This is a genomic window from Brevundimonas sp. UBA7534 (assembly GCF_002479325.1).
Taxonomy (GTDB): Bacteria; Pseudomonadota; Alphaproteobacteria; order Caulobacterales; family Caulobacteraceae; genus Brevundimonas.
The window spans coordinates 1-23,229 of sequence record NZ_DLMO01000062.1; the positions used below are offsets into that span (position 1 = coordinate 1).

The following is a 23,229-nucleotide window of genomic DNA, read 5'->3' on the forward strand; positions in this document are numbered from 1 at the left end:
AAGGGCGATGTCGCCAAGTCCGCCGACGTCGGCCAGGTCATGGCCCTGACGGGGGCGGCCGCCGTGATCCTGGGCGGCGGGGGCTGGTTCGCCTCGTCGATGGCCGAGCAGCTGCTGCCCTTCATCGCCCAGCCGCACGAGATGCTGGGCGCGCTGGACGGCGGCGGCGGAACCGAGATCTTCGCCCACGCCCTGTGGGCCATGGCGCCCTTCCTGGGGACGGTGATGCTGGCCACCATCGTCGGCGGGGCGGGCGGGCACCTGGCGCAGTCGGGCCTGATCTTCACCGGCGACAAGCTGAAGCCCAAATGGTCGAAGGTGAACCCGCTGGAGGGGTTCAAGCGCATCTTCGGGATCGACGGCCTGGTCCAGTTCCTGAAGACCTTCCTGAAGCTGATCGCGGTCTGCGTGGTGTGCTGGTTGGTGCTGAAACCCCACGCGCGCGAGCTGGAGAACCTGGCGGCGATGAGCCCCCTGGCCCTGCTGCCGTTCGCGCGCGACCTGGCCATCGCCCTGTTCGTGGCGGCCATCATCCTGCTGGGGGCCACGGCGGGGGCCGACTTCCTGTGGCAGAAGTTCCGCTTCGCCAAGCGGATGCGGATGTCCAAGGAGGAGCTGAAAGAGGACTACAAGCAGACCGAGGGCGATCCGCACGTGAAGGCCAAGCTGCGCCAGATCCGCATGCAGCGCAGCCGCCAGCGGATGATGCAGAACGTGCCCAACGCCACCGTCATCGTCACCAACCCGACCCACTATTCGGTGGCGCTGCGCTATGAGCCGGATCAGGGCGACGGGGCGCCGATCTGCGTGGCCAAGGGCGTCGACGCCCTGGCGCTGCGCATCCGCGAGGTGGCGCGCGAGCACGCCGTGCCCATCGTCGAGAACGTGCCGCTGGCCCGCGCCCTCTACGCCCAGGTCGAGGTCGACGAGGTCATTCCGAAAGAGCATTTCGAGGCCGCCGCCAAGATCATCGGCTTCGTCTTCCAGTCGCGGCGGCGGCGATAGGGCGCTGGTAAGGGTCCGGCAGCAATTGGGCGTATGATCGGCTTTCTGATTCGCCTTCGCCGCGAGGCCCCATGACCGCTCCCCGACGCCTGCCCTTCGATCCGTTGCTGGTCGTGATGGCGGTCGGGCTGGTGCTGGCCGTGGCGGCGATGGCCTATCCGGCCTTCCGCTCGGACCCGCTATCGGCGCCGGGGCTGATGCTGATCGTCACCGCCGGCCTGATCGCCTTGATCGGCCTGTTCGCCTTCCGCCGGGCCGAGCCGCGCAGCCCCGACAGCGACGCCGCCATCGACATCCTGGACGCGATGGCCGAGCCGGCGGCCCTGGTCTGGGCCTCGGGCCAGGTGCTGGCCTTCAACGCCGCCTGGGCCGAGGCGAACGGGGCGACCACCGCCTTGCCGCGCGGCAAGTCGGCCCAGGCGCTGTACATGGCCTTCGCCCAGGCGCGGAAGGGCGAGCCGGGCCACGCCATCGTCACCATCGGCGCGCGCGAGGTCGAGGTGGTGATCGGTCAGGCGGGCGAGGGTCGCTTCCTGCTGCGCGCGGCGCCCGAGGCCGTCCTGCCTGTGCCGGTGGCGCCGCGTCCCGCGCCCGCCACCGTGACCGGAGAGGCCCGCGCCATGGCCGCCGGCGCGCCCTTCGGTTCGGCGGTGATCGCGGGCGAGGACCTGTTCGCGGGCCGCACCGAGGAGCCCAACGCCGCGCTGCAGGTGCTGACCGGTCCGGCCGCCGCGCGCGACGCCGCCTTCGGTCACCTGTTCGACGCCGCCGGCGTGATCGAGGCGCGGGCCAAGCTGGCCGCCGGATCGTCCGGGCCGATCGAACTGGTGGCGCGCGCCTTCCCCGACAAGGCGCTGCATCTTTATGTGGCGCCCGAGGGCGACCGGCGCCGCATCTGGCTGTTCGACGTCTCGGCGCAGAAGTCGATGGAGCTGCAGCTCAGCCAGGCCCAGAAGATGCAGGCCGTCGGTCAACTGGCGGGGGGCGTGGCGCACGACTTCAACAACCTGCTGACGGCGATCCAGCTGCAGCTGAGCGGCCTGCTGGAACGGCACCCCGTCGGCGATCCGTCCTACGAGGGGCTGAACGAGATCCGCCAGACGGCGATCCGCGCCGCCGACCTGGTGCGCAAGCTCTTGGCCTTCTCGCGCAAGTCGACGGTGCGGCGCGAGCGGCTGGACCTGGGCGAGCTGGTCGGCGAGTTCGCCATCCTGTTGCGCCGCCTGCTGCGCGAGGACGTGCGGCTGGAGACCGACTACGGCCGCGACCTGCCGGTGGTGGTGGCCGACAAGAGCCAGCTGGAGACGGCGGTGATGAACCTGGCCGTCAACGCCCGCGACGCCATGCGCGGCCATGTCGAGCCCGGCGCGGGCGTCGTGACCATCCGCACCCGGCGTCTGACGGCCGAACAGGCGCGCGGCCTGGGCTGGGCCGAGGCGACGACCGACGAGGTGGCCCTGATCGAGGTGGCCGACACCGGGCCGGGCGTGCCGCCCGAACTGGTCGACAAGATTTTCGAGCCCTTCTTCACCACCAAGGCGGTCAACGAGGGCACCGGCATGGGCCTGGCCACCGTTTACGGCATCGTCCAGCAGGCGGGCGGCCACATCACGGTCGGCAATGCGGAGCCGGGCGGGGCGGTGTTCCGCATCTTCCTGCCGGCCGCGGGCGAGGCCGAACTGGCCGAGGTCCAGCCGGTCGAGGTCAAGGTCAAGGCGCCGCGCGACCTGTCGGGCGCCGGCCGCATCCTGTTCGTCGAGGACGAGGCGGCCGTGCGCGGCATCGCCGCCCGCCTGCTGCGCCAGCGCGGCTATGAGGTGATCGAGGCCGCCGACGGCGAGGAGGCCCTGCTGCTGGCCGAGGAGCACGCCGGCCAGATCGACATGCTGATCTCGGACGTCATCATGCCCGGCCTGGACGGGCCGTCCCTGCTGAAGAAGGCGCGACCCTACCTGGGCGACGCGCCGGTGATGTTCATTTCCGGCTACGCCGAGAGCGATTTCTCGGACCTGCTGCAGGACGAGAAGGGCGTGTCCTTCCTGCCCAAGCCCCTGGACATCAAGACCCTGGCCGAGCGCGTGAAGCAGGAACTGCACGCGGCGTAGCAGAGCTGGGCGACCTTACAGGGGTTTAACCGGCCTGGCGCTGCCGGACGACGCATGACCAACCCGTGAAGAGCCGCTGGATGCGGCGTGTATCAGGGGCGGACGATGTCGAAGATCAACGTGGCTGCGGTGATCGCCTTGGGGTGTTTGGCGGCGGGAGCTTGCGCGGGAAAGCGATACCCGATGGCGCCGGCCTGGTCGGTCGCCGAGGGGCAGGCCATGAGCTGCGGCCAGTTGCGCCAAGCCCAGGCGGCGGCGCGCGACATCGAGCGGCGGATACAGCTTGTCGGCGATGCCCGGCCGGCGTCCGGCTGGAACGTCCGGTCCTTTATTCGATGGCTCGGCCCGACGCCGAACGCGCCGTCCAAGCGCGTCTGGACGGCATCGAGACGGCCCTTCGCTCCGCCAACTGTCCCTCTTGAAACGCGAGGCCGCGACGCGGACACATTTCGCTTGCGACGCGGACGGACCGGGGGTCCAGTGTGCGCCTGTCCTTGGGGAGCTGAAATCATGATCGATCGTCGCCGCCTTATGTTCACCGCCGCCGCCGGCGCGGCGCTGGCCGCCTCGGGCCAGGCCCTGGCGCAGGCCGCGCCCGCCGCGGACGCCGCCGGCCAGCTGAACGCGCTGATGGACCGCATCTTCAAGGAGATGCTGCTGGACTCGCCCGAAACCCTGACCAGCCTGGGCTTCGACAAGGGGCCGAACGCGGCGATGAAGTCCCGGCTGGACGACCGGTCCCAGGCCAAGGTCGAGGCCGACAAGGTCAAGTTCCGCCAGGCGATGACCGATCTGGCCGCCATCGATCGCGCGGCCCTGCCGGCCGCCTCGGCCGTGCATTACGATACGCTGAAGTATTTCGGCGACACGGTGGTCAGCGGCTACGACTTCCCCTACGGCGGCGGCTTCTTCCCCTCGCCCTACACCGTCAGCCAGCTGAGCGGCGCCTATCAGAGCCTGCCGGACTTCCTGGACAGCCAGCATTCGATCGAGACGGCCGAGGACGCGGAGGCCTATCTGTCGCGCCTGGAGGCGTTCGGCCCCGCGCTGGATCAGGAGACCGAGCGGGTGCGGGCCGACTTCGCCGCCGGCGCCGTGCCGCCCGACTTCATCATCGCCAAGACCCTGCAGCAGATGGGTGCGATCACCGGCGCCGAACCGGCCAGCCTGACCTTGGTGGAGTCCATCCGTCGCCGGACCGCGGAAAAGGCCATTCCTGGCGACTGGGCCGCGCGCGCCGAAGCGATCGTCACCTCCGGCGTGCTGCCGGCGCTGAACCGCCAGGCGGACGTATTCAAGGCCGCCCAGCCGACGGCGGTGCACGACGCCGGCGCCTGGCGTCTGCCAAACGGCGACGCCTATTACGACTTCGGCCTGCGCTACTTCACCACCACCAACATGACCGGCGACGAGGTCCACGAGATGGGCCTGGCCCAGGTGGCCGAGCTGACGGCGCGGGCCGACGAACTGCTGAAGGCCGAGGGCATGACCCAGGGCTCGGTCGGCGAGCGCATCGCCGCCATGAGCAAGGACCAGCGCTTCATCTATCCGAACACGGACGAGGCCAAGGAAGAACTGCTGGGCAAGCTGAACGAGCAGATCGTCGCCATGGAGGCGCGCCTGCCCCAGTATTTCGGCCGCATCCCCAAGTCGCCGGTCGAGGTCAAGCGCGTGCCCAAGGCCATCGAGGCGGGCGCGCCCGGCGGCTATTACAACAGCCCGGCCCTGGATGGGTCGCGGCCGGGCTACTACTACATCAACCTGCGCGACACGGCGGAATGGCCCAGCTGGACCCTGCCGACCCTGACCTACCACGAGGCGACGCCGGGCCATCACCACCAGATCGCCCTGCAGCAGGAAAACGCCGACACCCCCATGCTGATGAAAATCCTGGGCTTCTCGGCTTACACCGAGGGCTGGGGCCTTTACGCCGAGCAGCTGGCCGACGAGATGGGCGCCTACGAGGACGACGCCTGGGGCCGCATCGGCTATCTGCAGTCGCTGATGTTCCGCGCCGCGCGCCTGGTCGTGGATTCTGGTCTGCACGCCAAGCGCTGGAGCCGCGAGCAAGGCATCCGCTACATGGTCGACACGCTGGGCGACCAGGAAAGCGCAGTCACGACCGAGGTCGAGCGCTACTGCGTCTGGCCGGGCCAGGCCTCCAGCTACAAGGTCGGCCACACCAAATGGGTCGAACTGCGCGAGAACGCCCGCCGCGACCTGGGCGACAAGTTCGACATCCGCGCCTTCCACGACACCGGCCTGAACGCCGGCGGCGTGCCCCTGACGGTGTTGGAACGCGTCATCGGCGACTGGAAGGCCACGGTGGCCTGACGCGCCTTCAGTCCGCCACCGTCCAGCCGTCCGCCCGTCGCAGGGTGTTGTGGATGTCGGTGGCGGCGACGGCGGCTTCTGCGGTCGCGACGGCGATCTGGTTGAGGCCGCGCACCACGTCGCCGGCGGCCCACAGGCCGGGCACGCTGGTGGCCTGGTGCAAATCGACTTCCAACCGGCCGTCGTCGGCCAGGCGCGCGCCAAGGTCGCGGGCCAGTTCGGCGTTCGGCGACGTGCCCAGCGCGGAATAGATCAGGTCGAAGGCCCGGCTCTGGCCGCCCCAGTCCAGGGCGGTGACGCGGTCGTCCTGAAGCTGCACGCCCTCCAGCGGGGCGGCGACGACCTCGATCCCCAGGCGCGCCATCTCGTCCACCTGGGTCAGGTGCTCGGGCGGGCCGACATGGATCAGCGTCACCCGGTCAGAATAGGTGCGCATGAAGGCCGCCTCGCGCGCGCCCTTGTCGCTGTCGCCCAGGATCGCCACCGCCTTGCCGGTCGCCTCGTAGCCGTCGCAGATCGGACAGATGCGGACCAGGGCGCGCTGCACCGCGCGTTCGACGCCCGGCAGGTCGGGGTGGTGGTCGACCACGCCGGTGGCCAGAAGCACGGCGCGGACCGCGATCCGCTCGCCGTCGATCACCGCGACCAGGGCGTCGGCGTCGCGCATCAGCCGCTCGACCCGGCCGGGGCGGATGTCGGCGCCGTATTCGCGCGCCTGTTCGCGCATCCGCTCCAGGATGGCGGGGCCGCCGATGCCGGCGGGAAAGCCGGGCATGTTGTGACTGAGCGGGATCCAGCAGGCGCGGGGTTCGCCGCCGTCGGCGACGCGGACGTTGCGACGAAACCGGCCCAGATAGGTCGCGGCCGTCAGGCCCGCAGGCCCGGCGCCGACGATCAGGATTTCGGGCGGGCTCACCGGCTGCGCCACAGGGTCGGCCACAGGTCGCGCGGCACGCCGGCGCATTCGCGCATCTCGGACTGTTCGGCCAGGGCGAAGCCGCGCCCGTTCCACACCCAGCGCTGGGCGATGCCGCAGTCGCCGATGCCGCGGCCCTTGTTGAAGGCGCTCAGACTGCGGGTCGCGGCGTCGTATTCGGCGTTGACCACGGTGTCGACCGTCCCGCCCTCAGCTGTGGGGAAGGCGACCGGCGTGGGGTCGGCGCCCCTCGACCCGGTCACATAAACCGCCGAGCCGAGGTTGTAGGCCCCGGCGAAACAGGGCACGGCCCACAGCTCTTGGTCTGCCGACAGGCGGGCCGAGAAGACGGCCTTTTGGACATATTCGTTCCAGGCCGTCTCCTGGCGGCAGGCCTTGACGGCGGGCAGGGCCTCGATCGTCTTGGGCAGGGTCTGGTTTTCGTCGCCGAAGCCGGCCTGGTCGGCGGGCGGGGCGGCCGTCACCCGGGGCAGGTCGGGCGCGCGGGTCGAGGCGGGACGATCGCCGACGCGGACCAGGGCGCCGGGCGTGTCCAGCCGGCCTTGCCGTTCGTCGATCCACAGCAGGGACGCCGCGGCGCCGGCCAGGGACAGGTCGACGCGCTGGCCGCCCGCCGACAGGGTCGCCTTGCGCCCCGCCGCCAGCGCCCGCGCCACGATGGGGGCGTCGGCGGCCTCCACCTGGCCGACAGGCAGGTCGGCGTCCGGGTCGCGCTGCGTGACGAAGGCGCGGCCGTCGATGGTCAGGGTCAGCGGGGCGTCGGGGGCCAGGCCTTCCGCGCCGGGCGACCACAGGCCCACGGTGATGCGGGGCGCGGCCTGCGCCTCCGGCGTCAGGTTCAGCCGCAGCCAGCCCTGGTCGGGCAGGGTGGAAGGGGCGAAGGCGAAGCAGGCCGCGCCGTTGTCGCAGGCGGCGCGCCAGTCGCGGAACTCCCGCTGTTCGGGGCGGGCGGACAGAAGATCGCCGGCCGGTCGGTTCGCCGCCGCCGCAGAGGCGGGAGCGGCGGCGTCGCCCTGGTCGTCGCCATTCGGGCGGGCGCCCTGGCCGCATCCGGCCAGCAGAAGGGCGGACAGGCCGCAGATCGCCAGGGGTCTCATCGGTGGTCTCCCGCTCAGGCCCTGCGCAGGGCGTCGGGCTTGTGCGCGGCCCGGGCGCCGGTCTTGTCGCTCTCGACAAGATACTCCGGTTCCGATTTCGAGGCAGCGACCTTGTGGCCCTTGATCTTGGTCGGCCGCGTCAGCTTGCGCACCACCTCGCCCTGGCTGGAGCCCTGGCTGTGGTCCCAGCGCACCGTGTCGCCGGCCTTGAAGGTCTTTTCGGTCATGGCGTCCTCCGTCTTGGCGTCATGCTCAGCGAGCAGGCGGCTGGCGATGACCGACTTCGGGTTCGTCCAACTGGGCCTTCAGCGCCAAGGGGTCGATCTTGCCGGAAAATCCCGGCAGGCCGATCAGCCCCAGTCCGTGTCCGAAAAAGCCGGGCGCGCCGGTTTCGTCGGTGCAGACATGGGCGGCGTTGTGGGCCAGCACCGCTTCAAACGGCAAGGCCAGCATCGACAGGGCGATGGCGTTGGCCGCCGTGCCGCTGAAGACGAACCGCACCTCGGCGTCCGCGTCCAGCCGCTGACGGATCTGATCGGCCGCCCGCGCGGTGACGTCGTCCGCTCCATAGGCGCGCGCGAATCCCTCGTTCGCCCGGACCAGCCCATCCACCGCACTCGGCGCCATGCCGGCGGTGTTGTCGGACCCGAAATCGTAACGCATCACTTGTCCTCGTCGACGGTCCCGACAGCTCTCAGCTGAACCAGGGGAACCACATCCTCCCGATAGGGCACGGCAACCTGATGCGGGAACGGAATTTCAATGTCGGCGGCGTCCAGCGCCTCCTTGCCGGCCTGCATCAGGTCGGCCTGGGTCTGCCACCAGTCGCCGACCTGGACCCAGGCGTGCAGCGTCACTTGAACCGCGCTGTCCAGCAGGCCCGTCACCCCGGCCCACGGCGCGGGGTCGTGCAGCACCTTGGCGTGCGCCCCGGCGACGCCGGTCAGGACCTCGCGCGTCTGGCTCAGGTCCTCGCCGTAGCCAACGGTGAAGTTGATCTCGATCCGCCGCGTCTGCTGGCCGGTGATGTTGGTGACCGTGTCGCCCAGAACCTTGGCGTTGGGGATGACGATCTTGTGGTTGTTGGCGTTCGACAGCTGCGTGGTGAACAGGTCCAGCCTCTGCACGGATCCGGCGATCCCGCCCACGTCGATCACGTCGCCGACCTTGTAGGGCCGCAGGATCAGCAGCATGATGCCGGACGCCACGTTCGACAGCGTGCCCTGCAGCGCCAGGCCCACGGCCAGGGACGCCGCGCCCAGCACCGCGATGATCGAGGTCGTCTGCACGCCCAGCCGTTGCAGAACGGCGATCATGCCGATGATGATGACGACCACCCGAACCACCTGGGTGGCGAAGCTGAGCACCGTCGGATCGTGACGGAAGCCGCGCACGCGCGACAGCGCCCGCCTCGCCGCCCCCGCCGCCCATTTGGAGGCGAACACGGTGATGACGAAGATCAGCACCGCAATGGTCAGGTTGATGGCGAAGTCGCCGGCCAGGTCGACCAGCTTGGCGACCAGGGCGGCGTCGACGGCGACGGCCTGTCGACCCGCCGCGACGGCTTCGGCTATGGGCGTGGGATTGGACATGCGGCGGGTCTAACGCCTCAGCGGGCGATTGGAACCCCGCCCGGGAAATTCTGCGGCCGAAACGCAGTTGCGCGACACCGCGTCGCCTTGTCGAATCGCAAAACGGTCACCAACTGCAAAGCATTCCGCAAGCCGACCCCTCGCCCGCGACAGGAGCCCCGATGCCGCATGCCGACAGCCTGATCCTCACTCTCGTCGGGGGCTTCGTCCTGGCCTTCGTGTTCGGCATGTTGGCGCATCGTCTGAAACTATCGCCCCTGGTCGGCTATCTGGTCGCCGGCGTTCTGGTCGGCCCCTACACCGCCGGCTTCGTCGCGGACACCGAACTGGCTCCTCAACTGGCCGAGATCGGCGTCATCCTGCTGATGTTCGGCGTCGGCCTTCACTTCTCGCCCAAGGATTTGATGCAGGTGAGGAAGGTCGCCGTGCCCGGCGCCCTGGTCCAGATCGCCGTCGCGACCGTCCTGGGCTGGACCCTGGGCCGCTTCGTGCTGAAGCTGACGGACGTCGAGGCCCTGCTGATGGGCTTCGCCCTGTCCGTCGCCTCCACCGTCGTGCTGCTGCGCGCGCTTGAGGAACGCAAGCAGGTCAAGGGCGAGATCGGCCGTATCGCCGTCGGCTGGCTGATTGTCGAGGACCTGGTCATCGTCATCGCCCTGGTGATGCTGCCGATGGTGGTGGTGCCGGCCGGCACGCCGATGGACCTGGGCGCCCTGGGCGCCAACGTCGGCTGGACCCTGCTGAAGGTGGCGCTGTTCGTCGGCGTCATGCTGGTCGTGGGCGGCCGCGTCATGCCGTGGCTGCTGATCCGCATCGCCCACACCAAGTCGCGCGAGCTGTTCACCCTGGGCGTCCTGGCCATCGCCTTGGGCATCGCCTGGGTGGCCTATTTCCTGTTCCACTCGTTCGCGCTCGGCGCCTTCCTGGCCGGCCTGGTGATGAACGCCTCGCCGCTGGGCCATAACGCCGCCGAGCGGTCGCTGCCGCTGCGCGACGCCTTCGCCGTCCTGTTCTTCGTTTCGGTGGGGATGTTGTTCGATCCGATGATCCTGGTGCGGGAACCGTGGGCCGTGCTGGGCGTCCTGGGCATCATCATCGTCGGCAAGTCTCTGGCCGCGCTGGCCATCACGCATCAGTTCGGCCTGGATCGCCCCACCGGCTTCACCGTCGCCGCCAGCCTGGCCCAGATCGGCGAGTTCTCCTTCATCCTGGCCGCCCTGGGGGTCAGCCTGGGCGCGATGAGCCGCGAGACCCACGACCTGATCCTGGCCGCAGCCCTGCTGTCGATCTCGCTGAACCCGTTCGTGTTCAAGCTGACCGACCGGCTGGGCGGCAAGCCCAAGCCGCCCAGGGGCGCCGAGCCCGAGGCGGCCGACGGCCCGGTGTTGGACGCCGTCAGCCCGCCCGCATCGGCCTAAAGGCCCCTTGCGGGCGCCGCCGGCCGCGCTATCGTCGCCCCATGGACACCGCAACGACCGAACTGGCGACCCTCCACTACGGCGACGGCGAATTCGCCGTCCTGAAGCCGGGGCGCTTCGTGCGGTGCGCCGTCACCGACAAGGCGATTCCCCTGGAGGCGCTCCGATACTGGAGCCCGACCCGCCAGGAAGCCTATTGGGGTCCGGGCGAGTTCATAGCGCGCCTGAACACGGCCGATTAGAACCCATCGTACGGCGAAGCTTGAACACTGATCCTCAATGGTTCGGCGTCATCGTGGCGGTCCATAGACTGAGCCTTTCATGACCGCCGCCCTGCAATCGCTCAACGTCCTTCTGGTCGATGACAACCAGCACATGCGCGCCATCGCGGCCGCCGTGTTGCATTCCGCCAATATCCGCAACGTGCGCGAAGCGCCGGACGGCGCGACGGCCTTCGAACTGCTGCGCCAGTATCCCGTCGACCTGGCCATCGTGGACTTCAACATGTTTCCGTTGGACGGGGTGGAGTTCACCCGTCTGGTGCGCAACAGCCCCGACAGTCCCAACGTCTATCTGCCCATCATCATGATGACCGGCCACGCCGAGAAGAAGCGCGTGACCGAGGCGCGCGATGCGGGCGTCACCGAGTTCGTGGTCAAGCCGATCACGGCCAAGGCGGTGCTGGACCGGCTCAATGCGGTGATCTTCAAGCCCCGCGCCTTCGTCAAGACGGACGGCTATTTCGGCCCCTGCCGTCGCCGCCGCGACCTGGAGGGCTACGCCGGCCCGTTCAGGCGGTCCGCCGACGGACGATCCAGCGCCGCATAGACCTTGTCGGGCCAGCGCTTGTGGACCCAGAACCAGTCCACGGGATGTTCGCGCACGCGATCCTCGACGAAGCGGTTGGCGGCCTGCACGCCGGCCAGCACGTCGGCGGCCTTGTCCTGGGTTTCCTGGACCACGATCGGCTCATGCGCGGTCACGCGGAACCTCACGCCCGGCAGTCGCGTCACCGACAGCGGCTGCATGATCGTCCCGAACTTCAAGGCCAGCCGCGCCGCGCCGGGCGAGGCGTTGACCGGCTGGCCGAAGAACTCGACCTCCGGCCCCTGATTGTATTTCTGGTCGACCAGCAGGGCGATGGAGTCGCCGCGCTTCATTCCCGCCATCAGCTCGCGCGTGCCGTCGCCCTTGGGCGCGAACAGCCGGATGCCGTAGCGCTCGCGGCTCTGGCGGATCAGGGCGTCGACGTAAGGGTTGTTCGCCGCCCGATACGTGACCTGGCACGGCACGCCCGAGGCCATGATGACCGCCGCCATCACCTCGAAATTAGCCAGATGGCCCGAGATCAGCACGGCGGGCCGGCCGCTGTCGCGGATGGCGTGCAGCCGCTCCATCCCCTCCACCTCGACGCGTCCGCCCTCGGGCGTCAGCCGGTCCATGACCGCCAGTTCGGCGAAGGTTCGACCGGTCTGATCCCACTGGTCCAGCGCCAGTTGCTGTCGCTCGGCCGCCTCCATGTCGGGGAAGGCGATCCGCAGGTTGCGCATCACCGTCTTCTGGGTGCCCGTCAGCGGTCCCAGGGTCCGCAGCAGCCAGCCGCCCAGGCCAGAGGCCCGCTCCACCCCCAGCAGCCGCAGGAAGGCGAACAGCGACCGGAAGGCGAGCGCCTCCAGCCGCCAGACGACATCCTGCCGAAAGTCTTTTGCGCCACCGCCCTTTGGGCTGCTTGGGCGCAGATTTTGCTCCGCGCTACCGCCCTCTGGGCTGCTTGAGCGCTCGTGTTCACCAGGCAATCGTCAGTCCGCCGTCCACCACCAGGGTCTGGCCGGTCACATAGGCCGACGCAGGGCTGCACAGATAGACCGCCGTGCCCGCGATTTCATCGGGCTGGCCGATCCGTTTCAGCGGCGCGGGCTCGGTGACCGTCTTCAGCAGCTCGGGATTCTCCCACAGATATTTGGCGAAATCGGTCTTCACCAGGCCGGGCGCGATGCAGTTCACCCGCACGTTCGACGGCCCGTATTCAACCGCCAGGTTGCGCGCCAGCTGCATGTCGGCGGCCTTGGAGATGTTGTAGGCGCCGATCAACGCATTCCCACGCAACCCGCCGATGGACGAGATGATCAGGATCGCCCCGTCCTTACGCTCCAGCATCTGCGGCGCGACCATCTGGATCAGCCAGTGGTTGGAGATGACGTTGTTCTGGAGAATCTTCTCGAACTGCTCGTCGGCGATGCCCGCCATCGGCCCGGCGTAGGGGTTTGTCGCGGCGTTGCAGACCAGGATGTCGACCCGGCCGAAGGCGCTGTTGGTCTCGACCACCAGGCGCTGCAGTTCGTCCTTGGAGGCGATGTTGGCGGGAACCGCGATCGCCCGCCCCTCGCCGTACTTGCCGTTGATCTCGGCCGCCACCTCGTCGCACGGTCCGGCCTTGCGCGACGAGATCACGACCTTGGCCCCGTGTTCCGCCAGCCGTTCGGCGATCGCCTTGCCGATTCCGCGCGACGAGCCCGTGATGACGGCGACCTTTCCGGTCAGATCGAACAGTTCCATGCGTTTCCCCTGGGTTATGGACGGGGATATTTCCCGCGCCGCTCTAGCCGAATGTCCTTGATACCCCGATACTCGGGCGATTCCATACGGGAGCGACAAGCGCCACGATGCGCACCATCACCTCGGGCTTCCTCTATTTCGCCTATCTGTTCCTCGGCCTGACCGTGGGCGCCTTCCTGTGGCGCGCCGGACTGGGGATCGGCGCGGGCGTGGCGGGGGCGCTGGGGGCGCTGGGTCTGCTCGCCGCCTTCCACGGCATCGTCACCGGCGTGGCGGAGCGGCGCGCCCTGAAAAAGGAGATCGCCCAGGTCCGCGAGGCGCACCGTCTCTTGGCCGATGCGATGGAGTCGACCCAGGGCGCCCTGACCGAACTGGCCGAGGCGATCGAGACCGGGGCCCTGGCCGGCGCCGACCAGCTGACCGGCGAGGTGCGGATGCTGGAAAGCCTGGTCCAGCAGATGAGCGACAGCATCGACCAGCGCCTGTCGGCCGCCCCGACCATCGGCCTGGACACCTTCGAGGGCCGTCGCCAGGCCCAGTCCAACGTCCTGCTCCAGACCATCCACGAGGCGCTCAGCGAGAACCGGGTCGATCTCTACCTGCAGCCGGTGGTCTCCCTGCCCCAGCGCCGGACCATATTCTACGAAAGCTTCACCCGTCTCCGCGACGCCTCGGACCGGGTCATGATGCCGGCCGAGTATCTGTCGGTCGCCGAAGGCGAAGGCCTGGTGCCGGCCATCGACAATCTGCTGCTGTTCCGCTGCGCCCAGATTGTGCGCCGGCTGGCGCGCCAGGACCGCAAGGTGGGCGTCTTCTGCAACGTCGCCCTGACCAGCCTGGGCGACGAGGCCTTCTTTCCCAAATTCCTCGACTTCCTGAGCGAGAATCGCGACCTCAACCAGGCGCTGATCTTCGAACTGGGCCAGGCCACCTTTGACGCGCGCGGCGCCGTCGAGGCGCGCAACATGGCAAAGCTGGCCGACCTGGGCTTCCGCTTCTCGCTGGACAAGGTCCAGACCCTGGACCTGGATTTCGCCGACCTTCAGCGCTCGGACGTCAAATTCATCAAGGTCTCGGCCGACCTGCTGATCGAGCAGTTGCTGGACCTCGACGGCGGCGCGCCCCTGCGCTCCATGCCCGACATCCAGGCCGCCGACTTCGCCGGCCTGACTCGTCGCTACGGCGTCGAGGTGATCGCCGAGAAGGTCGAGAACGAGCGCCAGGTGGTCGACATCCTGGAACTGGACGTCGGCATGGGCCAGGGCCACCTGTTCGGCGAGCCGCGCGCCATCAAGGAGCAGGTTCTGGCCGAGACCGACCCGCCGGCCGAGTTCCTGCGCTCCACCCTGCGCAGCGCCGAACAGCGTCGCCGCTTCCACTGAGGCACGCCCTTCTCGCGGCGCATCGGACGGGCTAGGACCGCTCCATGACCCTCCCCCAAGCCCTGCCCCATCTCGGCGCCGTCGCCGACGACTACGACATCCTGCTCTGCGACGTCTGGGGGGTGATTCATAACGGCCGCGAAAGCTGGCCGGACGCCTGCCAGGCCCTGACCCGATTCAACCAGCAGGGCGGCCATGTCGTCCTGATCTCCAACTCCCCTCGCCCGGCCACGGACGTGATCGCCCAGCTGGATGGCCTGGGCGTGCCGCGCGACAGCTGGAAGGCCTTCGTCACCTCCGGTGACGCCACCCGTGCTGAACTGGCCAAGCGCGCCCCCGGCCCGGCCTGGATCGTCGGTCCCGAGCGCGACGCCCCTCTCTACGCCGGACTGGGCCTGGACCGGGCCGCCGGCGCCGCCGACGCCGCCTTCATCTCCGTCACCGGCCCGGTCGACGACGAGGTCGAAACGCCAGAGGATTACCGTGAGCGCTTCCAGCAGGGCGCCCAGCGCGACCTGGAGCTGATTTGCGCCAATCCCGACCGGGTTGTGCAGCGCGGCGACAGGCTGATCTACTGCGGCGGCGCCCTGGCCGACCTCTATGAATCGCTGGGCGGCCGCGTGGTCATGGCGGGCAAGCCCTACGCCCCCATCTACGACCTGGCGATTCGCGAAGCCGAGGCGCTCCTGGCCGGACCGGTCGACCGGTCCCGCATCCTGTGCATCGGCGACGGCGTGGTGACGGACGTCATGGGCGCCAATGCGCAGGGCCTGGACTGCCTGTTCATCGCCCAGGGCATCCACGGCGACCAGGCCAAGGGTCCCGACGGCGCCCTCGATCCCGCCCGCGCCGCCGATCTGCTGAAGGCGGAAACGACCTACGCCCGCTACGCCGCGCTCGAACTGGCGTGGTGAGGATGGCCATTTCGCCGCACCCCCGCTAAAGCCGTCCGATGGTCGATCTGGTTCAACAGCATCCGTCCGGGGGCTATATCCTGGATGAACTTCACGTCGGCATGGCCGCCGAGAAGATCGTCGTGGCGACGGAGCAGCGAATCCAGCTGTTCGCCGAGGCGTCCGACGATTTCAACCCGGTGCATCTGGACGAGGCTTTCGCCTCCAAGACCGCCTATCGCGGCCGGATCGCCCACGGCCTGCTCAGCGCCTCGTTCGGCTCGGCGGTGGTCGGCACCATCCTGCCCGGCGCGGGGTCGATCTACATTTCCCAGACCCTGGCCTTCCACCAGCCTGTTCGCATCGACGACGAAGTCCGCGTCGTCATCACCGTCATCGAGGTCGAGCCGGATTCGGCCCGCGTGAAGCTGAGCTGCGAGGGCTTCGTCAACGGCGCCCTGATCATGGATGGCGTCGCGGTCGTCCGGGTGCCGCGTCGGCGCAAGCCTTCCGCCCGCTGATGCGGATCGTCCGGGACTGGCGCGGCCTGTCCGACGCCGACCGGGGCGCGGCGGTCGCGGTCGGCGCCTTCGACGGCGTGCACCGGGGCCACCAAGCCGTGATCGCCGAGGCGCGCGCCGCCGCCGAACGCCTGGGCGTCCCACTGGGCGTGGTCAGTTTCGATCCGCATCCCCGCCGCTGGTTCCAGCCCGACGCCGCCCCCTTCCGCCTGATGACGGCCGACCAGATGGCCCAGGCCCTGGCGCCGCTGGGCGTCGACATCCTCTACCTCCTGCCCTTCGACGACGAGATGGCCGGCATGGGCGACGCCGATTTCGCCGAGCGCGTCCTGGCCAAGGGCCTGGGAATCCGCCACGCCGCCGTCGGCTTCGACTTCACCTTCGGCAAGGGCCGATCCGGCTCTCCCGAGGCGTTGCGGGCCTATGGGCAGCGCCTGGGCTTCGGCGTCTCGGTGGCCCAGCGGATCGACGACGCCGACGGGCTGAAGCTGTCGTCCAGCGCCGTTCGAGAGGCGCTGAAGGCCGGCGACATGGCCCGCGCCGCCGCCATCCTGGGTCGCCCCTTCGCCATCCGGGGCCCGGTGATCCACGGGGACAAACGCGGCCGCACCATCGGCGTGCCCACCGCCAACATCGACCTGGCTGACTACATGCGCCCGGCCTACGGCGTCTATGCGATCCGCGCGCGCCTGCCCGACGGCCGCCTGGTCGACGGCGTCGCCAGCCTGGGCGTGCGGCCCATGTACGCCCTGGAAACGCCCCTGCTGGAGGCCTGGCTGTTCGACTTCGACGGCGACCTCTACGGCCAGGCGCTGGACGTCCAGTTGATCGCCTGGCTGCGCGGCGAACAGGCCTTCGACGGCCTCGACGCGCTCAAGGCCCAGATCGACAGGGACGCGGCGGCCGCGCGGCGAATTCTGAAAGCCTAACCCATTTTCGTCATCCTCCGGCGAGCGTAGCGAGACCGGGGGACCCAGCGGCGCCGAAGGCGAAATGGTTCAGAAGCACTGACCGCTGGTGTCCGCGACAGGTTCGCACTCACGCGCGCCACTGGGTCCCCCGGTCCGCGCCGCTGCGCGGCTTGCCGGAGGATGACGAAAGAAATCACACCGCTCGCAGCCCCGCCGCATACCGCTTCCAGTTCGCCACATAGTGGTCGGCCGACATCTTCAGCACCGCCACATGCTCGGGATCGCGATCGCGCACCACCTTGCCCGGCTGGCCGACGACCAGGCTGTTGTCGGGGATGACCTTTCCCTCGGTGATCAGGGCGTTGGCGCCGATGATGCAGTTCTTGCCGATCCTCGCGCCGTTCAGCACCACGGCGCCGATGCCGATCAGGCTGTAGTCGCCGACCTCGCACCCATGCAGCATGGCCTGGTGCCCCACCGTCACCCCGCGCCCCAGCGTCAGCGGCGAGCCCGGATCGGTGTGCAGCACCGCGCCGTCCTGGACGTTCGATTCCTCGCCCAGTGTAATGGGCTCGTTGTCGCCGCGCAGCGTCGCGCCGAACCAGACGCTGGCGTCGCGGTGCAGAATCACATTCCCTATCACCACAGCATTTGGCGCGATCCAGTATTCGCCTTCCGGCGGAAGCTGAGGACTTTTGTCGTCAAGCGCGTAAACAGTCATCCGAACACCGATCATCTTCAAAAAAGAACGCTTTAAGCGTTTGGAAACCACGTTAGCATCACAGTGTTGATGCGATTCGAGACCGACATATCGGCCCCGAATCCGAAGCCGGATCAAGCCCGGTCCGGTCAGTGACGGAGCTTCGCGTGGCGCGTTGGGATCCGGGTGCGGCGGTCAGGCGGCGGGACATCCCCGTTGCGGACGGCCCCGCTGTCGATCCGGGCGGCCATTCGGCAGGCTTCGATTTCTTCCTCCCCAAGTCCACCCAAGGCGGCGCCCACGCGGGTCCGCCTTTTTTCATGCCCTGGAGGCGTCCATGACCAAGCGTGCGGCGATCAAGCGTCAGGCCCGTGAGCACGGGATTCTCGATTCACGGGACTTCATGGAGGAATCCAAGGTTCGGCGGCTCCATGCCCATGAGCAGCGCACGGATCGGGGCGGCTGGTCGCCCTATCCGTCCAACGACGACCGCGACCAGGGCTATCTGAAGACCCTCAAGCCCAAGTCGGACGGCCAGGCCGAACTGATGACGGCGATCGACCACCACAACCTGGTCATGGCGCTCGGCCCGGCCGGCACCGGCAAGACCTATCTGGCCGTGGCCAAGGCAGTCGAGGCGCTGGAGGCGGGCAAGGTCGGCCGCATCGTGCTGAGCCGTCCCGCCGTCGAGGCCGGGGAATCGATCGGCTTCCTGCCCGGCGACATGGAGGACAAGCTGGCCCCCTATCTGCGGCCGCTCTACGACGCCCTGTCGGACCGGCTGTCGATGAAGCGGGTCAAGGCGCTGATGGCCGAGGGCCTGATCGAGATCGCCCCCATCGGCTACATGCGCGGCCGCACGCTGAACAACGCCTTCATCGTCGTCGACGAGGCGCAGAACTGCACCTACGTTCAGCTGAAGATGCTGCTGACGCGCCTGGGCTGGCACTCGACCATGGTGGTGACGGGCGATCCGCACCAGTCCGACCTGCTGCCCGGCGTCTCGGGCCTGGCCGACATCTCGGCGCGGCTGGAGGCGGTCGACGACATCGCCGTGGTCCGCCTGGCCGAACGCGACATCGTCCGCCACCCTCTGGTCGCCTCGATGATCGGGGTGCTCTGAAACCCAGGCTCAGAGTTCACCTTCGCACCTAGCCGAGCCGGCGGGCTTCAGATGCTGAAGTCCGTCGGCGGTTCGGCCTGGTCCAGCCAGGCGGCGATGCGTTCGGCGGCCTGTTCGGCGGTCATGGTGGTGGTGTCCACCACGATCTCGGGCGCTTCGGGCGCCTCATAGGGGCTGTCGATACCGGTGAAGTTCTTCAGCTCGCCGGCGCGCGCCTTCTTGTACAGGCCCTTGACGTCGCGGGCCTCGGCGACGGCCAGGGGGGTGTCGACGTGCACCTCGACGAACTCGCCCGGCGCCATCAGGTCGCGCGCCAGGCGGCGCTCGGCGCGGAAGGGCGAGATGAAGCTGACCAGGACGATCAGGCCGGCGTCCACCATCAGCTTGGACACCTCGGCGACGCGGCGGATGTTCTCGACCCGGTCCTCCTCGGTGAAGCCCAGGTCGCGGTTCAGGCCGTGGCGGACGTTGTCCCCGTCCAGCAGATAGGTGTGGCGGCCATCGGCGTGCAGGCGCTTTTCGACCAGATTGGCGATGGTCGACTTGCCGGCGCCGGACAGGCCGGTCAGCCAGACGACCCGGCCGCGCTGGTTCTTGATCGCGGCGCGGGCGGCCTTGTCCACCGACAGGTCCTGCCAGTGGATGTTGTGCGCCCGACGCAGGGCGAAATGCAGCATCCCCGCCCCGACCGTACGGTTGGAGATGCGGTCGATCAGGATGAAGCCGCCCAGGTCCCGGTTCGCCGCATAGGGATCGAAGGCGACGGCTGCGTCCAGCGACAGGTTGCAGAGGCCGATCTCGTTCAGCTCCAGCCGCTTGGCCGGGCGCTGCTCCAGGGTGTTGACGTCCACCTTGTGCTTGGGCTCGGTGATCGTCGCCCCGACCAGCTTGGCGCCGATCTTCAGCAGATAGGGCCGGCCCGGCAGCATGGCCTCGTCGTCCATCCACACCAGGGTCGCCTCGAACTGGTCGGCCGCCTCGGGCGGGGCGTCCGCCGCCGCCAGCACGTCGCCGCGCGAGATGTCGATCTCGTCGGCCAGGGTCAGGGTGACCGACTGGCCCGCCACCGCCCGCTCCAGGTCGCCGTCGGCGGTGACGATGCGCCGAACGGTCGAGGTCTTGCCCGACGGCGCCACGCGCACCCGATCGCCCGGCCGCACCGTCCCCGCCGCGATCAGGCCGGAAAAGCCCCGAAAGTCGAGATTCGGTCGATTGACCCATTGCACGGGCATGCGGAAGGGATCGGCGGCCAGTTCGTCGTCGACCGGCAGGGCTTCCAGCAAGGTCATCAGCGGCGGCCCGGCGTACCAGGGCGAGCGGCCGCTGGCCTCGGCGATGTTGTCGCCGCGCAGGGCCGACATCGGCACGGCGTGGAAATCCTCGACCCCGATCCGCTCGGCGAAGGCGGAGAAGTCGGCCACGATCTCGTCGAACACCGCCTGGGACCAGCCCATCAGGTCCATCTTGTTGACCGCCAGGATCACGTGGCGGATGCCCAGCAGGCTGACCAGATAGGCGTGCCTGCGCGTCTGGGTCAGCACGCCGCGCCGCGCGTCGATCAGGATCACGGCCGCGTCGGCGGTGGAGGCGCCGGTGACCATGTTGCGGGTGTATTGCTCGTGCCCCGGCGTGTCGGCGACGATGAACTTGCGCCGATCGGTCGAGAAGAAGCGATAGGCCACGTCGATGGTGATGCCCTGCTCGCGCTCGGCCGCCAGCCCGTCGACCAGCAGGGCGAAGTCGATGTCGCCCCCTTGGGTGCCGATGCGGCGGCTGTCCGCCTCCAGCGCCGCCATCTGATCCTCGAAGATCATCTTGGAATCGTAGAGCAGCCGCCCGATCAGGGTCGACTTGCCGTCGTCCACGCTGCCGCAGGTGATGAAGCGCAGCAGGCTCTTGTTCTGGTGCGCGTCCAGATAGGCCGCGATGTCGGTGGCGATCAGGTCGGACTGGTGGGCCATCAGAAATAGCCCTCCTGCTTCTTCTTCTCCATCGAGGCGGACTGGTCGTGGTCGATCACCCGTCCCTGTCGCTCGGACGTCGTCGTCAGCAGCATCTCCTGGATGATGTCGGGCAGGGTCGCGGCCGTGCTCTCCACCGCCCCGGTCAGCGGATAGCAGCCCAGGGTGCGGAAGCGGACCGAGCGCATCTGCGGCGTCTCGCCGGCCTTCAGGGGAAAGCGGTCGTCATCGACCATGATCAGCGCGCCGTCGCGCTCCACCACCGGCCGTTCGGCGGCGAAATACAGCGGCACGATGGGAATGTTCTCCAGGTGGATGTATTGCCAGACGTCCAGCTCGGTCCAATTGGAGATCGGGAAGACGCGGATGCTTTCGCCCGGCCGCTTGCGGGTGTTGTAAAGCCGCCAAAGCTCGGGCCGCTGGTTCTTGGGGTCCCAGCGATGCTCGGCGGTGCGGAACGAGAAGATCCGCTCCTTGGCCCGCGACTTCTCCTCGTCACGCCGGGCGCCGCCGAAGGCCGCGTCGAAGCCGTGCAGGTTCAGCGCCTGCTTCAGCCCTTCGGTCTTCCACAGGTCCGTGTGCAGCGCCGAGCCATGATCGAACGGATTTATCCCGCGCGCCACGGCGTCCGGGTTTTGGTGCACCAGCAGGTCGAAGCCCAGTTCGGCCGCCATCCGCTCGCGCATCTCGTACATGGCGCGGAACTTCCAGGTCGTGTCGACGTGCAGCAGCGGGAACGGCGGCTTGGACGGATAGAAGGCCTTCCTGGCCAGATGCAGCATCACCGCCGAATCCTTGCCGATCGAATAGAGCATCACCGAACGCTCGGCCTCGGCCGCCACCTCGCGCATGATGTGGATGCTCTCGGCCTCCAGCCGCTGCAGGTGCGTCAGCCGCTCGCGCGGGACGGCGGGGGTCTTCAGGGATGCGGCGGGACTGACAGGCAAGGCGTTCGCTCGTTCAAAGGCGGCCCACTCACCGCAAAGCCATGCCGGGCGCAAACGATTGATACTATGACCGCCGAGCAGAAATCATCCCCGCATCTTTGTCGTCGCAGCTTCTTGCCCGATTTCCGCCACAAACGAACCGGCCATGCCGCAAATCCCCGTCGCCCCTGTGGACGTTTTGAAAATCCGTCATTTTGTGATAGGTTCTGTTTCATTGGATCGGGCGGTCCGCGGAATCTTCGCGCCGCCCGTGTTTGCGACAGAATCCCGTCCATGAAGGCGGGATCGGCCAGAGGTTTGGTGATCCGTTTCCGCATCTGACGCCTGCATCTTTTCATCCAGCGGCCCCGCCGGTGGATGAGAACCTGTCTGCGTTCGACGCGCCTTCGCTTCGCCCGGCCCTGACCGGGAAAGGACGATTATGACGAGCAAGACGGGTCTGGAGTTCAAGGTCGGCGATGCGGTCGTCTATCCGGCGCACGGCGTCGGCAAGGTGGCGGCCATCGAAACCCAGGAAGTCGCGGGCATGAGCCTGGAGGTCTATGTCGTGACCTTCGACCACGAGAAGATGACCCTGCGCGTCCCGACCAAGAAGGCCAAGACCGCCGGCCTGCGCACCCTGGCCGCCGACGACACCGTCTCCAAGGCTCTGACGACCCTGAAGGGCCGCGCCCGCGTCAAGCGCACCATGTGGTCGCGTCGCGCGCAGGAATACGAAGCCAAGATCAACTCCGGCGACCTGATCTCCATCGCCGAAGTGGTCCGCGACCTGCACCGCGCCGACACCCAGCCGGAACAGTCCTATTCCGAGCGCCAGCTCTATGAATCGGCCCTGGACCGCATGGCCCGCGAAGTCGCCGCCGCCAACAAGATCGACAAGGACGCCGCCATGGCTCTGCTGGGCAAGTCGCTCAGCGCCAAGAAGCCGGTGGCTCCTGCGGCCGAAGAGGCCGAGGCCGCCTGACCTCAGGCGACCGACTGATGAAAAAGGCCCGGCGGCGACGCCGNNAGATCGACAAGGACGCCGCCGTCGAACTGCTGGCCAAGTCCCTAAGCGCCAAGAAGCCGATCCCGACCGCCGAAGCGGCCTGATCGCGACACATCGCCGAACAAGCGAAGGCCCGGGAGCGATCCCGGGCCTTTTGCTTTTGCGTGGTCGACCGGCCCTTAATGATTGTCGCCGAGGCTGGTCCGAACGTCGGCGGAGGGGATGAGCATGAGAGCAATGGCCATCGGGGCGGTGGTGACGCTTTTGTCGTTCGTCGCGGCGGGTTTGTTCATCCGCCTGCCATTCTCCACATCGCGAACCATCCCTCGCGATCCGCTCGCGGAGGACCTGACCGACTGGCCCGGCCTAATAGGCCTGATGCTCAAGCCGCGATGGCGGCGCATCTACACCGCCATCGTCCTGGCGGGCGTGCATCTGTTGGTTCTTGCGCTTCACGTGTTCGTTGTCGTCGGCTTCAGTCTAGAACCTTCCTGGCTTGGCTTCGGCATCTTGCTCTTTACGCTCATCATGGCGTCCGGCATGTTCGCGATCTGGAGCGCCGCCTTCCGGTCTACGCGAGCACCCAAGAGCGGATCGGCTGAGGAAACCACTGGGTGAAGATCGACAAGGCGTGGACGCTGATCTACGCCTGAACGCCCTCCTCCTCAGCTCAAGATCCCGCCCATGCCTTCCGGACTCATCGCCCTGCTCGACGACGTGGCGGGGATCGCCAAGCTGGCGGCGGCGTCGATCGACGAC

The 23,229-nt window shown here is 68.5% G+C and carries 24 protein-coding genes and 1 pseudogene; 14 read left to right on the top strand and 11 right to left on the bottom strand.

Annotated features, from left to right (window positions below; translation table 11 throughout):
• Positions 1–1,005: flagellar biosynthesis protein FlhB (gene flhB / locus B2U11_RS04590; protein ID WP_292070254.1), on the top strand; the 1,005-nt coding region annotated here is incomplete at its 5' end.
• 71 nt (positions 1,006–1,076) lie between these two features.
• Positions 1,077–3,110 (top strand): cell cycle histidine kinase CckA, encoded by a 2,034-nt coding sequence (gene cckA, locus B2U11_RS04595; RefSeq protein ID WP_292070255.1) that lies wholly within the window; start codon positions 1,077–1,079, stop codon positions 3,108–3,110.
• Between the two features lie 92 nt (positions 3,111–3,202).
• Here the strand turns inward: cckA and B2U11_RS04600 are convergent, their stop codons facing one another.
• Positions 3,203–3,478, bottom strand: coding sequence for a hypothetical protein (locus tag B2U11_RS04600; protein WP_292070256.1), 276 nt, complete (start codon positions 3,476–3,478; stop codon positions 3,203–3,205).
• Positions 3,479–3,620: 142 nt separating this feature from the next.
• Here B2U11_RS04600 and B2U11_RS04605 point away from each other — a divergent pair, with 142 nt between their 5' ends.
• Complete coding sequence (locus tag B2U11_RS04605) at positions 3,621–5,444, top strand: DUF885 domain-containing protein (RefSeq protein ID WP_292070257.1); 1,824 nt, start codon at positions 3,621–3,623, stop codon at positions 5,442–5,444.
• A gap of 7 nt (positions 5,445–5,451) precedes the next feature.
• On the opposite strand, the gene B2U11_RS04610 is transcribed toward B2U11_RS04605, so the two are convergent.
• The 5 genes and pseudogenes from B2U11_RS04610 to B2U11_RS04630 form a co-directional block, all read right to left on the bottom strand.
• Positions 5,452–6,360: an NAD(P)/FAD-dependent oxidoreductase gene (locus B2U11_RS04610; protein WP_292070258.1), complete on the bottom strand. Its 909-nt coding sequence runs from the start codon at positions 6,358–6,360 to the stop codon at positions 5,452–5,454.
• Positions 6,357–7,478: a DUF1176 domain-containing protein gene (locus tag B2U11_RS04615; RefSeq protein ID WP_292070259.1), complete on the bottom strand. Its 1,122-nt coding sequence runs from the start codon at positions 7,476–7,478 to the stop codon at positions 6,357–6,359. Before B2U11_RS04615 ends, B2U11_RS04610 begins: the two co-directional genes overlap by 4 nt.
• 14 nt (positions 7,479–7,492) lie before the next feature.
• Entirely contained in the window at positions 7,493–7,705 is a 213-nt protein-coding gene (locus B2U11_RS04620; protein ID WP_292070260.1) for a DUF2945 domain-containing protein, read from the bottom strand.
• 31 nt (positions 7,706–7,736) lie between these two features.
• Positions 7,737–8,141, bottom strand: a pseudogene (locus B2U11_RS04625) (beta-eliminating lyase-related protein); the annotation flags it as partial.
• Complete coding sequence (locus B2U11_RS04630; RefSeq protein WP_292070261.1) at positions 8,141–9,070, bottom strand: mechanosensitive ion channel family protein; 930 nt, start codon at positions 9,068–9,070, stop codon at positions 8,141–8,143. The pseudogene B2U11_RS04625 and the gene B2U11_RS04630, both read right to left, overlap by 1 nt.
• 161 nt (positions 9,071–9,231) lie before the next feature.
• On the opposite strand from B2U11_RS04630, the gene B2U11_RS04635 reads away from it, so the two are divergent.
• From B2U11_RS04635 to B2U11_RS04645, 3 genes are all read left to right on the top strand, one after another.
• The gene (locus B2U11_RS04635) at positions 9,232–10,488 is read left to right on the top strand and encodes a cation:proton antiporter (protein ID WP_292070262.1); all 1,257 of its coding nucleotides are present in this window, start codon (positions 9,232–9,234) and stop codon (positions 10,486–10,488) included.
• A 41-nt stretch (positions 10,489–10,529) separates the two neighbouring features.
• Positions 10,530–10,730 (top strand): DUF2093 domain-containing protein, encoded by a 201-nt coding sequence (locus B2U11_RS04640; protein ID WP_292070263.1) that lies wholly within the window; start codon positions 10,530–10,532, stop codon positions 10,728–10,730.
• 79 nt (positions 10,731–10,809) lie between these two features.
• The gene (locus B2U11_RS04645; RefSeq protein ID WP_292070264.1) at positions 10,810–11,316 is read left to right on the top strand and encodes a response regulator; all 507 of its coding nucleotides are present in this window, start codon (positions 10,810–10,812) and stop codon (positions 11,314–11,316) included.
• On the opposite strand, the gene B2U11_RS04650 is transcribed toward B2U11_RS04645, so the two are convergent.
• Positions 11,265–12,227 (bottom strand): lysophospholipid acyltransferase family protein, encoded by a 963-nt coding sequence (locus B2U11_RS04650; protein ID WP_292070276.1) that lies wholly within the window; start codon positions 12,225–12,227, stop codon positions 11,265–11,267. The two genes, B2U11_RS04645 and B2U11_RS04650, sit on opposite strands and share 52 nt — an antisense overlap.
• 46 nt (positions 12,228–12,273) lie before the next feature.
• Positions 12,274–13,044 (bottom strand): SDR family NAD(P)-dependent oxidoreductase, encoded by a 771-nt coding sequence (locus B2U11_RS04655; RefSeq protein ID WP_292070265.1) that lies wholly within the window; start codon positions 13,042–13,044, stop codon positions 12,274–12,276.
• A gap of 107 nt (positions 13,045–13,151) precedes the next feature.
• Between B2U11_RS04655 and B2U11_RS04660 the strand changes: the two genes are divergently transcribed.
• From B2U11_RS04660 to B2U11_RS04675, 4 genes are read left to right on the top strand one after another with little or no spacing between them, the layout of a single operon-like run.
• Positions 13,152–14,426 carry an EAL domain-containing protein gene (locus B2U11_RS04660; RefSeq protein ID WP_292070267.1) on the top strand — a complete coding sequence of 425 codons (1,275 nt, stop codon included), beginning with the start codon at positions 13,152–13,154 and terminating at the stop codon, positions 14,424–14,426.
• A 44-nt stretch (positions 14,427–14,470) separates the two neighbouring features.
• A complete protein-coding gene (locus B2U11_RS04665; RefSeq protein ID WP_292070269.1) occupies positions 14,471–15,340 on the top strand; it encodes a TIGR01459 family HAD-type hydrolase in 870 nt (289 codons plus the stop codon).
• Between the two features lie 38 nt (positions 15,341–15,378).
• Positions 15,379–15,840 carry a MaoC family dehydratase gene (locus B2U11_RS04670; protein WP_201217020.1) on the top strand — a complete coding sequence of 154 codons (462 nt, stop codon included), beginning with the start codon at positions 15,379–15,381 and terminating at the stop codon, positions 15,838–15,840.
• Positions 15,840–16,769, top strand: coding sequence for a bifunctional riboflavin kinase/FAD synthetase (locus B2U11_RS04675; protein WP_292070270.1), 930 nt, complete (start codon positions 15,840–15,842; stop codon positions 16,767–16,769). Before B2U11_RS04670 ends, B2U11_RS04675 begins: the two co-directional genes overlap by 1 nt.
• Before the next feature lie 175 nt (positions 16,770–16,944).
• On the opposite strand, the gene B2U11_RS04680 is transcribed toward B2U11_RS04675, so the two are convergent.
• Positions 16,945–17,472, bottom strand: coding sequence for a gamma carbonic anhydrase family protein (locus tag B2U11_RS04680; RefSeq protein WP_292070277.1), 528 nt, complete (start codon positions 17,470–17,472; stop codon positions 16,945–16,947).
• Between the two features lie 304 nt (positions 17,473–17,776).
• Here B2U11_RS04680 and B2U11_RS04685 point away from each other — a divergent pair, with 304 nt between their 5' ends.
• Positions 17,777–18,574 (top strand): PhoH family protein, encoded by a 798-nt coding sequence (locus B2U11_RS04685; RefSeq protein ID WP_292070278.1) that lies wholly within the window; start codon positions 17,777–17,779, stop codon positions 18,572–18,574.
• Positions 18,575–18,621: 47 nt separating this feature from the next.
• On the opposite strand, the gene cysN is transcribed toward B2U11_RS04685, so the two are convergent.
• Complete coding sequence (cysN, locus tag B2U11_RS04690; protein ID WP_292070271.1) at positions 18,622–20,535, bottom strand: sulfate adenylyltransferase subunit CysN; 1,914 nt, start codon at positions 20,533–20,535, stop codon at positions 18,622–18,624.
• Entirely contained in the window at positions 20,535–21,482 is a 948-nt protein-coding gene (gene cysD, locus B2U11_RS04695) for a sulfate adenylyltransferase subunit CysD (protein WP_292070272.1), read from the bottom strand. The genes cysN and cysD overlap by 1 nt, the downstream gene beginning before the upstream one ends.
• A 421-nt stretch (positions 21,483–21,903) precedes the next feature.
• On the opposite strand from cysD, the gene B2U11_RS04700 reads away from it, so the two are divergent.
• From B2U11_RS04700 to B2U11_RS04710, 3 genes are all read left to right on the top strand, one after another.
• A complete protein-coding gene (locus B2U11_RS04700; protein ID WP_292070273.1) occupies positions 21,904–22,446 on the top strand; it encodes a CarD family transcriptional regulator in 543 nt (180 codons plus the stop codon).
• Between the two features lie 252 nt (positions 22,447–22,698).
• The gene (locus B2U11_RS04705) at positions 22,699–23,088 is read left to right on the top strand and encodes a hypothetical protein (RefSeq protein ID WP_292070274.1); all 390 of its coding nucleotides are present in this window, start codon (positions 22,699–22,701) and stop codon (positions 23,086–23,088) included.
• Positions 23,089–23,154: 66 nt separating this feature from the next.
• Positions 23,155–23,229: hypothetical protein (locus B2U11_RS04710; protein ID WP_292070280.1), on the top strand; the 75-nt coding region annotated here is incomplete at its 3' end.

Bases quoted from the DNA above. Each gene is read 5' to 3' on its own strand.
- B2U11_RS04670 (WP_201217020.1), top strand. From the start codon at position 15,379: ATGGTCGATCTGGTTCAACAGCATCCGTCCGGGGGCTATATCCTGGAT.
- B2U11_RS04705 (WP_292070274.1), top strand. From the start codon at position 22,699: ATGAGAGCAATGGCCATCGGGGCGGTGGTGACGCTTTTGTCGTTCGTC.
- B2U11_RS04660 (WP_292070267.1), top strand. From the start codon at position 13,152: ATGCGCACCATCACCTCGGGCTTCCTCTATTTCGCCTATCTGTTCCTC.
- B2U11_RS04645 (WP_292070264.1), top strand. From the start codon at position 10,810: ATGACCGCCGCCCTGCAATCGCTCAACGTCCTTCTGGTCGATGACAAC.
- B2U11_RS04630 (WP_292070261.1), bottom strand. From the start codon at position 9,070: ATGTCCAATCCCACGCCCATAGCCGAAGCCGTCGCGGCGGGTCGACAG.
- B2U11_RS04635 (WP_292070262.1), top strand. From the start codon at position 9,232: ATGCCGCATGCCGACAGCCTGATCCTCACTCTCGTCGGGGGCTTCGTC.
- B2U11_RS04620 (WP_292070260.1), bottom strand. From the start codon at position 7,705: ATGACCGAAAAGACCTTCAAGGCCGGCGACACGGTGCGCTGGGACCAC.
- B2U11_RS04605 (WP_292070257.1), top strand. From the start codon at position 3,621: ATGATCGATCGTCGCCGCCTTATGTTCACCGCCGCCGCCGGCGCGGCG.
- B2U11_RS04615 (WP_292070259.1), bottom strand. From the start codon at position 7,478: ATGAGACCCCTGGCGATCTGCGGCCTGTCCGCCCTTCTGCTGGCCGGA.
- B2U11_RS04640 (WP_292070263.1), top strand. From the start codon at position 10,530: ATGGACACCGCAACGACCGAACTGGCGACCCTCCACTACGGCGACGGC.
- cckA (WP_292070255.1), top strand. From the start codon at position 1,077: ATGACCGCTCCCCGACGCCTGCCCTTCGATCCGTTGCTGGTCGTGATG.
- B2U11_RS04700 (WP_292070273.1), top strand. From the start codon at position 21,904: ATGACGAGCAAGACGGGTCTGGAGTTCAAGGTCGGCGATGCGGTCGTC.
- B2U11_RS04665 (WP_292070269.1), top strand. From the start codon at position 14,471: ATGACCCTCCCCCAAGCCCTGCCCCATCTCGGCGCCGTCGCCGACGAC.
- B2U11_RS04680 (WP_292070277.1), bottom strand. From the start codon at position 17,472: ATGACTGTTTACGCGCTTGACGACAAAAGTCCTCAGCTTCCGCCGGAA.
- cysN (WP_292070271.1), bottom strand. From the start codon at position 20,535: ATGGCCCACCAGTCCGACCTGATCGCCACCGACATCGCGGCCTATCTG.
- B2U11_RS04655 (WP_292070265.1), bottom strand. From the start codon at position 13,044: ATGGAACTGTTCGATCTGACCGGAAAGGTCGCCGTCATCACGGGCTCG.
- B2U11_RS04675 (WP_292070270.1), top strand. From the start codon at position 15,840: ATGCGGATCGTCCGGGACTGGCGCGGCCTGTCCGACGCCGACCGGGGC.